General features: G+C 73.5%; 10 protein-coding genes and 1 pseudogene. 9 read left to right on the top strand and 2 right to left on the bottom strand.

Translation table 11 applies throughout. The features are described 5' to 3' along the window. Positions 1-133 precede the first annotated feature (133 nt). From ilvN to ACFWPI_RS38535, 5 genes are all read left to right on the top strand, one after another. Positions 134-658, top strand: a complete 525-nt coding sequence (ilvN, locus tag ACFWPI_RS38555; RefSeq protein ID WP_030302941.1) for an acetolactate synthase small subunit — start codon at positions 134-136, stop codon at positions 656-658. 115 nt (positions 659-773) lie between these two features. Beyond that, positions 774-1772 carry a ketol-acid reductoisomerase gene (ilvC, locus tag ACFWPI_RS38550; protein WP_063347727.1) on the top strand — a complete coding sequence of 333 codons (999 nt, stop codon included), beginning with the start codon at positions 774-776 and terminating at the stop codon, positions 1770-1772. 237 nt (positions 1773-2009) lie between these two features. Continuing rightward, on the top strand, positions 2010-3599 hold the full coding sequence (serA, locus tag ACFWPI_RS38545; RefSeq protein WP_063347726.1) for a phosphoglycerate dehydrogenase: 1590 nt from the start codon (positions 2010-2012) through the stop codon (positions 3597-3599). 231 nt (positions 3600-3830) lie between these two features. Continuing rightward, positions 3831-3992, top strand: coding sequence for a hypothetical protein (locus ACFWPI_RS38540; RefSeq protein WP_363378780.1), 162 nt, complete (start codon positions 3831-3833; stop codon positions 3990-3992). 275 nt (positions 3993-4267) lie between these two features. Beyond that, on the top strand, positions 4268-7603 hold the full coding sequence (locus tag ACFWPI_RS38535) for a S8 family serine peptidase (protein WP_380380434.1): 3336 nt from the start codon (positions 4268-4270) through the stop codon (positions 7601-7603). A 139-nt stretch (positions 7604-7742) separates the two neighbouring features. On the opposite strand, the gene ACFWPI_RS38530 is transcribed toward ACFWPI_RS38535, so the two are convergent. Further along, on the bottom strand, positions 7743-10226 hold the full coding sequence (locus ACFWPI_RS38530; protein WP_380380433.1) for a YfhO family protein: 2484 nt from the start codon (positions 10224-10226) through the stop codon (positions 7743-7745). Positions 10227-10389: 163 nt separating this feature from the next. Here ACFWPI_RS38530 and ACFWPI_RS38525 point away from each other — a divergent pair, with 163 nt between their 5' ends. From ACFWPI_RS38525 to cimA, 4 genes are all read left to right on the top strand, one after another. Continuing rightward, positions 10390-10953, top strand: a complete 564-nt coding sequence (locus ACFWPI_RS38525; protein ID WP_380380431.1) for a Uma2 family endonuclease — start codon at positions 10390-10392, stop codon at positions 10951-10953. Between the two features lie 59 nt (positions 10954-11012). Further along, positions 11013-12050 (top strand): 3-isopropylmalate dehydrogenase, encoded by a 1038-nt coding sequence (locus tag ACFWPI_RS38520; RefSeq protein WP_063347723.1) that lies wholly within the window; start codon positions 11013-11015, stop codon positions 12048-12050. Positions 12051-12296: 246 nt separating this feature from the next. Then, positions 12297-13409, top strand: coding sequence for a branched-chain amino acid aminotransferase (locus ACFWPI_RS38515; protein ID WP_063347722.1), 1113 nt, complete (start codon positions 12297-12299; stop codon positions 13407-13409). 378 nt (positions 13410-13787) lie between these two features. After that, entirely contained in the window at positions 13788-15404 is a 1617-nt protein-coding gene (gene cimA / locus ACFWPI_RS38510) for a citramalate synthase (protein ID WP_380380428.1), read from the top strand. 91 nt (positions 15405-15495) lie between these two features. Here the strand turns inward: cimA and ACFWPI_RS38505 are convergent. After that, positions 15496-15587, bottom strand: a pseudogene (locus tag ACFWPI_RS38505) (ATP-binding protein); the annotation flags it as partial.

The following is a 15587-nucleotide window of genomic DNA, read 5'->3' as shown; positions in this document are numbered from 1 at the left end:
CGCCATGGTCTGGCCGATGGTCGCGGCCGGCACCAGCAACGACGAGATCCAGTTCGCCAAGGGCGTCCGCCCCGACTTCGGCGACGACCTCGACTAACGCCCCCCTTCAACTCCAGAGCGCCTGAGGAACCCCATGTCCAAGCACACCCTCTCCGTCCTGGTCGAGAACAAGCCCGGCGTGCTCGCCCGCATCGCCGCCCTGTTCTCCCGTCGGGGCTTCAACATCGACTCCCTCGCCGTCGGCCCGACCGAGCATCCGGACGTGTCCCGGATGACCATCGTGGTCAACGTCGAGGACCTCCCGCTGGAACAGGTCACCAAGCAGCTCAACAAGCTCGTGAACGTGATAAAGATCGTCGAACTCGACCAGTCCGCTGCGATCCAGCGGGAACTGGTCCTGGTGAAGGTCCGCGCCGACAACGAGACCCGGTCGCAGATCGTCGAGATCGTCCAGCTGTTCCGTGCCAAGACGGTCGACGTGTCCCCGGACGCGGTGACCATCGAGGCCACCGGAAGCTCGGACAAGCTGGAGGCCATGCTCCGGATGCTGGAGCCTTACGGCATCAAGGAGTTGGTCCAGTCCGGCCTGGTCGCCATCGGGCGCGGCGCCCGTTCGATCACGGACCGCTCGTTGCGCGCCCTCGACCGCAGCGCCTGAGCACCCCCGAGACGCAGGCCGTCTCACACCCTGAAGCACCGCCCCACGCCCCCGCCGGTACGCCTACCGTAGAGAACGCGTACCCGGCAACCATCACGCAAGGAGATGTGCCCCCGTGGCCGAGCTGTTCTACGAAGACGACGCCGACCTGTCCATCATCCAGGGCCGCAAGGTCGCGGTCATCGGCTACGGCAGCCAGGGCCACGCCCACGCGCTGTCCCTGCGCGACTCCGGCGCCGACGTCCGGGTCGGCCTGAAGCCGGAGTCCAAGTCCCGTGCCAAGGCGGAGGAGGCCGGCCTGCGCGTCGTCACCCCGGCCGAGGCCGCGGCCGAGGCCGACGTCATCATGATCCTGGTGCCGGACCCGATCCAGGCCGACGTCTACGAGGCCGACATCGCCCCGCACCTGAAGGCCGGCGACGCCCTGTTCTTCGGCCACGGCCTGAACATCCGCTTCGGCTTCATCAAGCCCCCGGCGGACGTCGACGTCTGCATGGTCGCCCCGAAGGGCCCGGGCCACCTGGTCCGCCGCCAGTACGAGGAGGGCCGCGGCGTCCCCGCGATCGTCGCCGTCGAGCAGGACGCCTCCGGCAAGGCCTTCGACCTGGCGCTGTCCTACGCCAAGGGCCTGGGCGCCACCAAGGCCGGCGTCATCAAGACCACCTTCACCGAGGAGACCGAGACCGACCTGTTCGGTGAGCAGGCCGTCCTCTGCGGTGGCACCGCCGCCCTGGTGAAGGCCGGTTTCGAGACCCTGGTCGAGGCCGGCTACCAGCCGGAGATCGCCTACTTCGAGTGCCTGCACGAGCTGAAGCTCATCGTCGACCTGATGTACGAGGGCGGCCTGGAGAAGATGCGCTGGTCGGTCTCCGAGACCGCCGAGTGGGGCGACTACGTCACCGGCCCGCGGATCATCACCGACGCCACCAAGGCCGAGATGCGCAAGGTCCTCGCCGAGATCCAGGACGGCACCTTCGCCAACACCTGGATCGCCGAGTACAAGGCCGGTCTGCCCAAGTACAACGAGTACAAGAAGGCCGACGAGGACCACCTGCTGGAGACCACCGGCAAGAAGCTGCGCTCGCTGATGAGCTGGGTCGACGACAAGGCCTGAACCGGCCTCGGGCTCTGCCCGATTTTGTAACTTCCTTGTACAAGTAGGCTGCTCTCGTCCGGGTGATTTCGCCGGACGGGAGCAGCCTGGTACCCAGCCCGTCGATACACTCCGAGTGCGCGTCAGGCCCACAGCGTCGTGCGTCTACCTACGCGGCATGCCACCTTCCCCCCGCCGTCCACGCCACCCACGTGCCGGGGAGAACCGCAGAGTTAAGGACACACTGTCGTGAGCACTGTGACATCCAAAACCGCCGTCGTCCTGATCGCCGAAGAGCTGTCGCCCGCCACCGTCGACGCCCTCGGCCCCGACTTCGAGATCCGCCACTGCAACGGCGCCGACCGCACCGAGCTGCTCGGCGCGATCGCCGACGTCGACGCGATCCTGATCCGCTCCGCCACCAAGGTCGACGCGGAGGCGCTGGCCGTCGCCCGCAAGCTCAAGGTGGTCGCCCGGGCCGGGGTCGGCCTGGACAACGTGGACGTCGCCGCCGCCACCAAGGCCGGCGTGATGGTCGTGAACGCGCCGACCTCCAACATCGTCACCGCCGCCGAACTCGCCTGCGGCCTGCTGATCTCCGTCGCCCGCAACATCGCGCCGGCCAACGCCGCGCTCAAGCAGGGCGAGTGGAAGCGCAACAAGTACACCGGCGTCGAGCTGAGCGAGAAGACCCTCGGCGTCGTCGGCCTCGGCCGGATCGGCGTCCTGGTCGCCCAGCGGATGTCCGCGTTCGGCATGAAGATCGTCGCGTACGACCCCTACATCCAGGCCGCCCGCGCCGCCCAGATGGGCGTCAAGCTGGTCACCCTGGAGGAGCTGCTGGAGGTCTCGGACTTCATCACCGTCCACCTCCCCAAGACCCCCGAGACCATCGGCCTGATCGGCGACGAGGCGCTGCACAAGGTCAAGCCGACCGTGCGCATCGTCAACGCCGCCCGCGGCGGCATCGTGGACGAGGAGGCGCTCGCCAACGCCCTGCGCGACGGCCGGGTGGCCGGCGCCGGCCTGGACGTGTACACCAAGGAGCCGTGCACCGACTCCCCGCTGTTCGGCTTCGACAACGTGGTCGCCACCCCGCACCTGGGCGCCTCCACCGACGAGGCGCAGGAGAAGGCCGGCATCGCCGTCGCCAAGTCGGTGCGCCTGGCGCTGGCCGGCGAGCTGGTGCCGGACGCCGTCAACGTCCAGGGCGGCGTGATCGCCGAGGACGTGCGCCCGGGCCTGCCGCTGGCCGAGAAGCTCGGCCGGATCTTCACCGCGCTGGCCGGCGAGGTCGCCGTCCGGCTCGACGTCGAGGTCCGCGGCGAGATCACCCAGCACGACGTGAAGGTGCTCGAACTGTCCGCGCTGAAGGGCGTGTTCGAGGACGTGGTGGCGGAGACGGTATCCTACGTCAACGCCCCGCTGTTCGCCCAGGAGCGCGGCGTCGAGGTCCGCCTGACCACCTCCAGCGAGAGCGCCGAGCACCGCAACGTGATCACCGTCCGCGGCACGCTCGCGAACGGCGAGGAGATCGCCATCTCCGGCACCCTGGCCGGCCCGAAGCAGACCCAGAAGATCGTCGGCGTGGACGCCTTCGACGTGGACGTCGCGCTCACCGACCACATGGCCTTCTTCAAGTACGAGGACCGCCCCGGCGTGGTCGGCGTGCTCGGCCGCCACCTCGGCGACGCCGGCATCAACATCGCCGGCATGCAGGTCGCCCGCGACGGCGGCGGCGCGCTCGCCTCCATCACCGTGGACAGCCAGATCCCGCAGGACGTGCTGTCGGCGATCGCCGCCGAGATCGGCGCCCGCTTCGCCCGCTCGGTCGACCTGGGCGCCTGAGCCCGACGCCCCCCGGGCGGCGCCCGTCTCAGATACTAGGAAATCCAAGTATTCGTGCAGACACGGCCCGGGCCCGGTCGTACCGTGGAAGGGCGATACGGCGTGCCGACCCTGTAGACAGGGCGTTCGGCCCGTGTCCGCGTGCGCCTTCACGGGCAGGCGATCCCTGCCCCCGCGCGTACCCCTCCCCTCCCGCGCCCTCTTCGGGGCGCCGCTTCCAAGGAGCCCGGTATGCCCCTCACCGCCGACCGCCACGCCACTGCCACCCCCGCCGCCACCCCCGTCCGCGCCCCGCGCCGGCGCCGGGCCGCCGAGCGGAACCCCTTCGCCGCCGCCGCGCTGCAGCGGGCGCTGGACCGCCGCGACAACGGCGGCTCGACCGGGCACCTCTGACGGGAACCCCTGGCGGGCCTGTCTGTCAGGGGTCGTCGGACGGCCCTCCTCGGGGGGCTTCTCCGACCCGGCCGTTCATCCGCCGAATAGGCCGCTCGGGCTGCCGTCAGGTCACCCGGTCGAGTGCAACCGGCGTCCGTCCGAGGGAAGTTGCTCGCGCTCGCCGGCGCGATCATCCTAATTTGGGGCCCCCGGAAGGGTGATCGACGTTCGCGCGGGCGGGCGTCAGCGACACGGTGTGCGGATCAGTCCCCCTGCCGGGGGGAGAGGGCCCAGTGCGCCTGCCATCCGTCCGCCGACCCATCACCCGGATCGGCCTCACCCTGGCCGTACTGGCCGGGAGCGCGGCGCTCGCCGCCACCCCGGCCTCCGGCGGGCCCCCGACGGAGCCGTCGAGGGCCGGCCGAACGGCCACCGTCCTGCTCGAACTCGGCACCGAGCCGGCCGGCCCCGCCTGGCGGCGCGCCGCCGACGGGGCCCGGCGGGCCCAGCGCTCCCCGGAAGCCGCCCGCCGGGAGGCCGCCGACGCCGGCGCCGCCCAGCGCGCCAAGGCCGGCGAAGCCCTCGACCGGCTCGCCGCGGCCGTCCACCGGGCGGCGCCCACCGCCGGCGAGCTCTACCGCACCCGCACCCTGCTCACCGGCCTCGCCGTCAACGCGCCCGCCGACCGGCTGCCCGCCCTGCGCGCGCTGCCCGGCGTCCGGGCCGTCCACCCGATCGTCCGCAAACAGCGGGACAACGCCTACTCCGTCCCGCTGATCGGCGCCCCGCAGGTCTGGGCCGGCGCCACCGGCGACGGCAACACCGGCCAGGGGGTGCGGATCGGCATCATCGACAGCGGCATCGACTACACCCACGCCGACTTCGGCGGCCCCGGCACCGAGGCCGCCTTCCGCTCCGTCGAACGCGGCAAGCCCGCCCCGCCCGAGCTGTTCCCCAACGCCAAGGTGATCGGTGGCAAGGACCTGGTCGGCGACGACTACAACCCCGACCCGTCCTCCCCCCACCACCAGCCCGTCCCGCACCCCAGTGACAACCCGATCGACTGCGACCGCAACGGGCACGGCACCCACGTCGCCGGCACCGCCGCCGGCTACGGCGTCACCGCCGACGGTCACCCGTACACCGGCCCCTACCGGCCCGGACTCGACCCCGCCGGGTTCAAGGTCGGCCCCGGCGCCGCCCCCGGCGCCCAGCTGTACGCGATCCGGGTCTTCGGCTGCGACGGCTCCACCGACCGGCTCGCCCAGGCCCTCGACCTCGCCGCCGACCCCAACGGCGACGGTGACCTCGGCGACCGCCTCGACGTCGTCAACCTCTCCCTCGGCAGCCGCTTCGGCAACCCCGACGACACCGACGCCCTCGCCGTCGACCGGCTCGCCGCCCTCGGCACCGTCGTGGTCGCCGCCGCCGGCAACGACGGCGACGTCTACGGCATCGGCGGCAGCCCCGGCACCGCCGCCCGGGCCATCGCCGTCGCCGCCTCCGTCGACCCGCACAGCGACACCGACGGCCTCACCGTGCTCGCCCCCGCCAGCCTGGCCGGCGTCGTCCCGGCCCACTGGAGCGAGCGCTACCAGGGCTGGTCCAGCGCCGACGTCAGCGGCCAACTCGCCCTGCCCGCCGACCAGTCCGACGGCTGCGCCGCCTACAGCGAAGCCGACCGGCAGCGGCTCGCCGGAAAGATCGCCGTCCTCACCTGGCGCACCCGCGACACCGAACGGGCCTGCAACTCCGGCCCCCGCGCCGACCACGCCGCCGACGCCGGTGCGATCGGCGCCCTCTACGCCGCCGACACCGACCACCTCGCCGAGATCTCCGGCAACGACCGCATCCCGGCCGCCCTGCTCGCCCACGCCGACGGCGAACGGCTCCGGCAGGCCGCCGCGGCCGGGCCGGTCGAGGTCCGCCTCGCCGCCCCCGGCAACCCGCTGCACGGCTCCGTCTCCCAGAACCAGCCCGCCCGCACCGACACCCTCACCGACTTCTCCTCCCGCGGCATCGGCGTCCCCGGCATCGTCAAACCCGACCTCGCCGCCCCCGGCGAGACCATCTGGTCCGCCCTCGTCGGCACCGGCAGCGGCGGCCAGCGCGAGGACGGCACCTCGATGGCCACCCCGCACATCACCGGCCTCGCCGCCCTCGTCCGCGCCGCCCACCCCGACTGGCCGGTCGAACAGCTCAAGGCCGCGCTCATGAACACCGCCGTCGACACCTGGCTCGGCGACGACCACGGCGGACCGGTCTACGGCCCCGAGCGCACCGGCGCCGGCCGCGCCCAGGTCGACCGGGCCGTCCACACCCCCGTCGTCGCCTACGCGGCCGGCGACGGAGCGGCCGAAGGAAGCGTCGGCGTCTCCTACGGGCCGGTCGAGATCGCCGGGCCGACCGCCCTCGGCCGCGACATCGAGGTGCGCAACCACGCGGACCGTCCGCTGAGCTACCGCACCGGCTACGCGGCCGCCACCGAACTGCCCGGCGCCACCTTCGAGGTGACGCCGGACCAGGTCGACGTCCCGGCCGGCGGCACCGCTCGGGTGCACGTCACCCTCGCCGTCCCCGGGGAGCTGGGCCGCGCCCCCGACCCCACCATCGACACCGTGCAGGACGGCAAGGCCCGCAGCTACCGCGCCGAACTCTCCGGCCGCGTCCTGCTCACCCCCGTCACCGACCCGGCCCTGCCCCAACTGCGCGTCCCCGTCCTCGCCGCCCCGCGCCCGGCCACCGACCTCACCGCCACCGCCGCCGCCCGCACCACCCGGGACGGCACCGTCCTGATGCTCGGCGGCAGCGCCGCCCCCGGCAACCGGCCCGGACTCGTCACCGCCCTCACCCTCGGCGGCGAAGGCACCCGCTGGGCCGACTGCCCGCCCGACAGCGAAGCCGCCGTCGGGCCCGGGGCCGGCATCCGGCCCGACGACGACGCCGAGCCGGCCGACCCCCCGCAGGACGTCTGCGTCCAGCACCCCGGCGACCGGGCCGCCAACCTGCGGGTCGTCGGTGCCGCCACCGGCTCCGACCTGCTCTACGTGGGCGCCCAGCTCTGGGCCCCGGCCGCCACCCCGGTCGGGCTCTACGGCGTCCGGGTCTCCCTGGACACCGACGGCGACGGCACCACCGACGTCATCCTCGAAGCAGACCGGCTGCGCAACAGCGACGTCCTCGTCTCCCGCGCCCTGGACGCCCGAACCGGCGCCGAACTCGACGTCCAGCCGCTCAACGGCCACTGGGGCGACACCGACACCGCCCTGCTGGACGGCGACGCCGTCGTCCTCCCCGTCCGGCTGAGCGCCCTCCCGGGCGTCCGGGAAGGCCACAGCACCATCCACTACGGCGTCTGGACCAGCACCGTCGCCCCCGGCACACCCGACCCGGCCGAGTCCTACTCCGCCATCGGCCTGCGCGGCACCCGCCCCGTCCTGGCCCTCGACGTCCTGCACCCCGCCGTCGACATCCGCGCCGGCCTCGGCGGCCCCGCGGCCCTCGCCACCCCGGTCCGGCCCGGCACCGTCCTCGACATCCGCCGCACCCCCGGCGACACCTCCCGCCTGCTCCTGCTCCACCACCTCAACCCCGCCGCCCACCGGAGCCAGGTGATCAGCCTCCCCTGACCGCACCCGTCCGAGGGGCGGCCCGCCGACCTGGCGGGCCGCCCCTCGCGCGTTGTGCCGCGCCTCGGTGGCGCGGGCCCACTTGCGGTGCCACCGGCGGTCGGCCGTGCCCGGCCCGGCCGCCTCAGGCCCGGCCGCCTCAGCCTCGGTCGGCGGCCTGGGCGGCGAGCCGGCGGGTGCGGCGGGGGGCGCGGGTCGGGCGGCGGGAGAAGCGGGTGAAGACGGCGACCAGGGCGAGGGCGGCGGCGGTGGCGGAGCAGACGGTGAGGCCCTCGGTGAGACCGGGCGGGCGGAAGGAACAGGCGATGCGGTCGGCGCCGGCGCCGAGCGGTACGCCGATCATGCCCAGGACGGGCGTCGGCGGGACGTACCGGCCGCCGCCCGCCGCGCAGGTCCAGCCCTCGGCGGCCGGGACGGACAGCAGCGCGGTGCCGGTGGAGCCGGCCGGGAGGGTCGCGGCGAGGGTGTGCCCGCCGGCCGTCACGCCGGTCGCGCCGGTGGCGGTGAGACGGGCGACGGCGGCGTCCAGGGCGCCGGGCCGCAGACAGCCGATCGGACGGGCCGGGACCTGGCCGACCGTGTCGGAGCGCAGGGTCACCCGGACCGTCCCGTCGGCGGGGACCGGCCCCAGCCGGTGGATCGCGACGGCGGTGGTGGGCTGTTCGCCGTCGCTGCGGTAGGTGGTGCCGAGGCCGCTGACCGTGCCCCGGTACCAGACGCCGTGGAAGTAGGCCGTGCCGCCGGGGGTGCAGGCCGCGGTGAGGACGGTGCCCTCGGCGCCGCCGGGCAGCGACCAGCCGCTGGTGCCGTGCAGGGTGGGCGGCGGGCCGCCGGCCGGGACGGGCAGCGGGGCCTCGTACACCCGGCTGCCGAGCAGTGACTCCTGCCGGGACCAGACCGAGGAGGTGTCCGGCCGGGCGCCGGGCGGCAGCACGGTGACCAGCGGCGGTGCGGCGGCCCGTCCGGGGGTGAAGCCGGCCGGGGGCGGCCCGTCGTCGAGGTGGGCGCGGACGGCGAACAGGGCCTGCCCGACCGGGTCGGTGACGCTGGCGGTCTGCCGCCCGCCCGCCGTCCAGCCCGCGCCGAGGTCGTGCAGCAGCAGGGCGGCGACGGTCGGCAGGTAGCCGCTGAAGTAGCCGCCGCCCTGGCCGTCGAGCAGCAGCGGATCGTTGGTGGTGAAGGCGTGCGGGCCGGGGTCGCTGCGGCCCCGGGGCCAGTCGGCGCCGTCGCGCACCGCCGCGTACCCGGCCCGGACGGCGGCGGGGGAGGCGGGGTCGGCCGGGGCGGCGGCGAGCGCCGCGTACCCGGACCAGACGGCGTTGCCGAGCACCACGCCGGCCAGCACCCAGGTCGCCAGGGCGGTGGCCCGGCGGTCGGTGTGCCGGCGGTCGAGGGTCCGGAGCGCGGCGAGCAGGACGACCCCGCCGACGGCCAGCAGCGTCCAGGTGGAGGCGCGGACCGAGTGCCGGCCCGCCGCCAGCGCGGCGATCACCGCGACCACGGCGGCGCCGCCCAGCAGGGTCAGCCGGTCCGGCCGGTGCGCCAGCGACACCCAGCCCGCCAGCACCAGCAGGCCGCTGAGCACGAACGCGACCCGGTACGGCCCGCCGGCCGGGATCGCCAGACCGTGCCAGACCAGCACGGTCGGGGTCCAGACGAAGCTGAGCACCACCAGCACCAGCGCCCCGCACCAGACCGCCCGCTCCCGTACCCGCACCCGCCGGTTGAACGGCAGCCCGCACACCAGCAGCAGCCCCAGCAGGCCGATCGCGACGTCCGGCAGCGGCCGCCCGCCGTGGGTGGCGGGCAGCAACTGCGCGAGGTGCCCGCCGAGCCCGGACGGGCCGAGCGGCTGCACCGGGGACTCCGGCTGGGCGCCGTGCGCGGCCCGGACGGCGACGAACAGCACGGGCGAGGCGAGCAGGACGCCGGTGGTGGCCATGGTGAAGGCCCGCCCGGTGACCCGGACCCGGTGGCGCAACGGCCGCGGGGTGGCGAACAGACGGACGGCCAGCAGCAGCCCGGCCATCAGGGTGGCCAGCGCGGCGGTGTACAGGTTGCCGGCCCAGGCGAGGGTGACGCACAGCGAGCCGGCCACCCAGCGCCGCTCGCGCAGGCACCAGTCGGCGGCCAGGCCGAGCAGCGGCAGCGAGACCAGGCCCCAGAGCCACATCGGCGCCGCCCCGCCGACGTCGAGCACCCAGGCGCAGAGCCCGTACCCGACGGCGGCGAGCGCCCGCAGCCAGTGCGGGCCGGCGTGCAGCCGGCCGAGCAGGTGGGCCATCAGGGCGGTGCCGAGGCCGATGGTGGCGAGGGTGACCAGGAGGAGCGCGAGCCGGCCCTGGTCGCGGGGGAGGAGGGCGGTCGGCCAGGAGAACGGGTTCATCAGGTAGGCGAAGAAGTCGGCGAGGAACGGGACGCCGTAGCCGCTGTTCCAGTTGAACAGGAGGTCCCCGGCGGCCCGCCCGTGCAGCAGGTCCCACAGGTGGGCGTGGTACGGCAGGGCGGCCTCGCCCGCCCCCGTCGGCCACACCCCGCGCAGCCCCACCGCGAGCGCGTACCCGCCCGCCGCCAGCCCGGCCGCACTCCCGCAGACCAGCACCTCCCGCCGCCGCACGCCCATCTGCTGCTCGACCCCGTTTCCGCGAGGGATTGCCGGACCCCGCCACCCTAAGCGCGCCCCCCGCGCGGATCAGGCCCCCCGCGCTCCCTCGAAGGGGTGGCGTCCGAGGAGGCTTTGCCGAGTAGCCTGAGAGAGCCGCCAGGATGCCCGTATGGGAGGAACCATGAGCATCGCGCCGTACCCCGACTGGATTCGGCCCCCTGCTGGTGGCTACACCGCAGAGGACCTCGACCGGCTGCCTGATCTCCCGCCGCACACAGAGCTGATCGACGGGAGCCTGATCTTCGTGAGTCCGCAGACGAAGTTCCACGTGCGGGCGAAGCGCCTGCTGGAACGAGGGCTGGAGAGCGCGGTTCCTGAGGGCTGGGAGGTGTGGCCGGAGATGACGGTCACGTTGGACCGGCGAAACCGCCCGGAGCCCGACCTGCTCGTGGTGGATGAGGAGTCGGACACGGGCTACCTCCAGACGGGGTTCTCCGCCGAGCACGTGTTGCTCGCGATCGAGGTCGTCTCGGAGGAATCCCGCGAGCGTGACCGCGAGGTCAAGCCGCGAAAGTACGCGGCCGCCGGTATCCGTCACTTCTGGCGCGTCGAGTGCGACGAGGGTCGTCCGGTGGTGCACGTCTACGAGCTGGACCCGGCGACCAGGTCCTACGGACTGGCCGGGATCCACCACAAGCAGTTGAAGGTCGATCGGCCGTTCCCCGTCGAGATCGACCTGACCTGACCCGTCCGGATGGTGGACGCCGGGTGTCAGCCCCTGGGACACCGGAGTAGGGTCCGAGCATGTCTCGCACGATTCGTCTCGCAGTTGTCCCGGGTGACGGCATCGGCCAGGAAGTGGTGGCCGAAGGTCTCAAGGTCCTGGGTGCCGTGCTTCCCGCCGAGGTGAAGCTGGAGACCACCGAGTACGACCTCGGCGCCCGGCGCTACCACCGGACCGGGGAGACCCTGCCGGACAGCGTGCTGGCCGAGCTGAAGTCGCACGACGCGATCCTGCTGGGCGCCATCGGCGACCCGAGCGTGCCGTCGGGCGTGCTGGAGCGGGGGCTGCTGCTGAAGCTGCGGTTCGCCTTCGACCACCACATCAACCTGCGTCCGGGCCGCCTGTTCCCCGGGGTGAAGTCCCCGCTGGCCGGTGAGCCGACCATCGACTTCGTGGTGGTCCGCGAGGGCACCGAGGGCCCGTACGTCGGCAACGGCGGCTCGCTGCGCACCGGGACGCCGCAGGAGGTGGCGACCGAGGTCAGCCTGAACACCGCGTTCGGCATCGAGCGCGTGGTGCGCGACGCCTACCGCCGGGCCCAGGCGCGTCCGCGCAAGAAGCTGACGCTGGTGCACAAGAACAACGTGCTGGTGCACGCCGGGCACCTGTGGTCGCGGATCTTCGCGGAGGTCGGCCGGGAGTTCCCGGAGGTGACCACCGACTACCTGCACGTCGACGCGGCGACGATCTTCTTCGTCACCCAGCCGGAGCGCTTCGACGTCATCGTCACCGACAACCTGTTCGGCGACATCCTGACCGACCTGGCCGCCGCCGTCACCGGCGGGATCGGCCTGGCCGCGAGCGGCAACATCAACCCGGGCGGCGAGTTCCCGTCGATGTTCGAGCCGGTGCACGGTTCGGCGCCGGACATCGCGGGCCAGGGCAAGGCCGACCCGACGGCCACCGTGCTGTCGGTCGCCATGCTGCTGGAGCACCTGGGCTTCGCCGCCGAGGCCGCCCGGGTGGAGGCCGCCGTCGCGGCGGACCTGGCCGAGCGCACCGGCACCCGCAGCACCTCCGCGGTCGGCGACGCGCTGGTCACCCGAGTAGCCGGCTGACGGGCTGGATCCGCTTGACGGACTCCGGCCCACGGGCCGGGGCCGACAACGGTCGCGGCCCGGCGGGCCGCACCACATAACCGCAGCTTGCAGCTCCCCAAGGAGCGGGCAGCTGTTCGGCACGGCCCTCTGGATGCGAGTATCGACAGTGGGTCGTGCCGTTGTGCGTTCGTTCCGGTGCTGGTTGGCCGCGGCGGGCACCCGGCGGTGGCGGCCCGGACCTACCCCACGGTGAAGGAAACAGCCATGAGCACGCCCACCCAGGCGCCCATCACGTTCGACCTCAAGCCTTCCGCCCACCCGCTGCCCACCGCGGAGCGCGAGGCCCGGCTGATCAACCCCGGCTTCGGCCGGGTCTTCACCGACCACATGGTCACCATCCGCTGGACCGAGGGCGTGGGCTGGCACGACGCCCAGCTGGCGCCGTACGCGCCGCTGGAGGTCGACCCGGCGAACATGACCCTGCACTACGGCCAGTCGATCTTCGAGGGCCTCAAGGCCTACCGCCAGGCCGACGGCTCCATCGCGACCTTCCGTCCGGAGGCCAACGCGGCCCGCTTCCAGGCCTCGGCCCGCCGGCTGGCGATGCCGGAGCTGCCGGTGGAGACCTTCGTCGAGGCCGTCGAGCTGCTGGTCCAGCAGGACCAGGGGTGGGTGCCGAACGAGCCCGAGCAGAGCCTGTACCTGCGTCCGTTCATGTTCGCCACCGAGGTCGGTCTGGGTGTCCGCCCGGCCAACTCCTACCTGTTCATGATCATCGCCTCGCCGGCCGGCGCCTACTTCCCGGGCGGCGTCAAGCCGGTCTCGGTGTGGCTGTCCAAGGAGTACGTCCGGGCCGCTCCCGGCGGCACCGGCGCCGCCAAGTGCGCCGGCAACTACGCCGCTTCGCTGATCGCCCAGGCCCAGGCCGCCGAGAAGGGCTGCGACCAGGTCGTCTGGCTCGACGCCGCCGAGCACCGGTGGATCGAGGAGATGGGCGGCATGAACCTGTACTTCGTCTTCGGCGAGGGCAAGGACGCGAAGATCGTCACCCCCGAGCTGTCCGGCGCCCTGCTGCCCGGCATCACCCGCGACTCGCTCCTCCAGCTCGCCGCCGACCTCGGCTACGCCGTCGAGGAGCGGAAGATCTCCACCGACGAGTGGCAGCAGGCCAACGCGGACGGCACCCTCACCGAGGTGTTCGCCTGCGGCACCGCCGCCGTCATCACCCCGGTCGGCTCGGTCAAGTCGGCCGCCGCCGACTGGACGGTCGGCGCCGGCGAGCCCGGCCCGACCACCATGGAGCTGCGCCGGGCCCTGCTGGCCATCCAGGGCGGCCAGACCCCCGACACCCACGGCTGGCTGCACAAGATCGTCTGAGGCGGCACCCGCTCCGGCCTGCCCTGTTCCGCATCGCGAGACGGGCGGGCCGGATGCCGGGACGTGTGCCAGACTGCGAGCGTGTCCTCGCTGTCGCTGATGATTAGCAGCAGGCGCGCCGGTCCGCAGTGACCGCTCCCGCAGGACCCGATGCGGAGCGACCACCAGCGTCCAGACCCGCGCGCAGACCTCTCGCACCCGCGAGGGGTTTTTTCGTTTTTCGGGCACCGCCCCGATGAACACAGCCTCCGGACCGGCCGAGAGCCCCCACAAGGGGCTCGGGGACACCGGAGCCGCGCGCGGGATGCTGGACAGTGGAGCCGGGACTCGCAATCCGGCAGAGCAGTACGAACCTCCCCGAACGGAGAACCAGGGGTCATGACCGAGGTCAGCCGTACCGACGACAGTTTCCACGTGTTCGACACCACCCTGCGCGACGGTGCGCAGCGGGAGGGCATCAACCTGACGGTGGCGGACAAGCTGGCCATCGCGCGGTACCTGGACGAGTTCGGGGTGGGCTTCATCGAGGGCGGCTGGCCGGGGGCCAACCCGCGCGACACCGAGTTCTTCGCCCGGGCCGCCGCCGAACTGGACCTCCGGCACGCCCGGCTGGTCGCCTTCGGCGCCACCCGCCGGGCCGGCGGCAAGGCCGCGGAGGACCCGCAGCTGGCCGCGCTGGTCGCCTCGGGCGCCCCGGTCGTCACCCTCGTCGCCAAGGCGCACGACCGGCACGTGGAGCTGGCGCTGCGCACCACCCTCGACGAGAACCTGGAGATGGTCCGGGACAGCGTCGAGTTCCTGCGTGCGCAGGGGCGGCGGGTGTTCATCGACTGCGAGCACTTCTTCGACGGCTACCGGGCGAACCGCGAGTACGCGCTGGCCGTGGTCCGCACCGCGCACCAGGCGGGCGCGGACGTGGTGGTGCTGTGCGACACCAACGGCGGGATGCTGCCGGCCGGCGTGCGGGAGACCGTCGCCGACGTCCTCGCCGTCACCGGTGCCCGGCTGGGCATCCACGCCCAGGACGACACCGGCTGCGCGGTGGCCAACACGCTGGCCGCGGTGGACGCCGGCGCCACCCACGTCCAGTGCACCGCCAACGGCTACGGCGAGCGGGTCGGCAACGCCAACCTGTTCCCGGTGGTCGGCGCGCTGGAGATCAAGTACGACCGGCGGGTGCTCCCCGAGGGGCGGCTCGCCGAGATGACCAGGCTGTCGCACGCGATCGCCGAGGTGGTCAACCTGACCCCCTCCACCCACCAGCCGTACGTCGGCTACTCGGCCTTCGCGCACAAGGCGGGCCTGCACGCCTCCGCGATCAAGGTCGACCCTGACCTGTACCAGCACATCGACCCGGAGCGGGTCGGCAACACCATGCGGATGCTGGTCTCCGACATGGCGGGCCGCGCCTCGGTCGAGCTCAAGGGCAAGGAGCTCGGCTACGACCTGTCCAGCGACCGGGACCTGGCCGGCCGGGTGGTGGCCAAGGTGAAGGAGCAGGAGAACCTCGGCTACACCTACGAGTCCGCCGACGCCTCCTTCGAGCTGCTGCTGCGCGACGAGGTGCGCGGCGGCCGGGAGCGCTTCTACACCCTGGAGTCCTGGCGGACCATCAGCGAGCAGGGTCCGAACGGGTTCACCGGCAACGAGGCGACGGTGAAGCTGTGGGCGAAGGGGGAGCGCCGGATCGCCACCGGCGAGGGCAACGGCCCGGTGAACGCGCTGGACCAGGCGCTGCGCACCGCGCTGGAGGGGATCTACCCGCCGCTGGCCCGGTTCGAGCTGGTGGACTACAAGGTCCGCATCCTGGAGGGCCAGCACGGCACCGGCTCCAAGACCCGGGTGCTGATCGAGTCCACCGACGGCACGTCCACCTGGTCGACCGTCGGGGTGGCCGACAACGTGGTGGCCGCCTCCTGGCTGGCGTTGGAGGACGCCTACACCTACGGGCTGATCCGGGCCGGCCTGGAGCCCACCGACCAGACCGCCGAGTAGCTCACCGGGCAGCCCGCCGGGCGACCCGCCGCGGCCGCGGCCCGCAGACCTCCGAACGAAGGTCCGTGGGCCGCGGCCGCGGCCGTGTCCGTCATCGGAGTCGGGCGAGGAGGGCGTGTTCGACGAGGGTGATGAGGGCGCTTTTGGCGCTGTCGCGGCGGCGGGCGTCGAGGGTGACGACGG

This window comes from Kitasatospora sp. NPDC058492, from assembly GCF_042720685.1.
Classification (GTDB): Bacteria; Actinomycetota; Actinomycetes; order Streptomycetales; family Streptomycetaceae; genus Kitasatospora.
The sequence above is the reverse complement of the archived record's forward strand: the minus strand, read 5'-3'. Positions and strand labels throughout refer to the sequence as shown.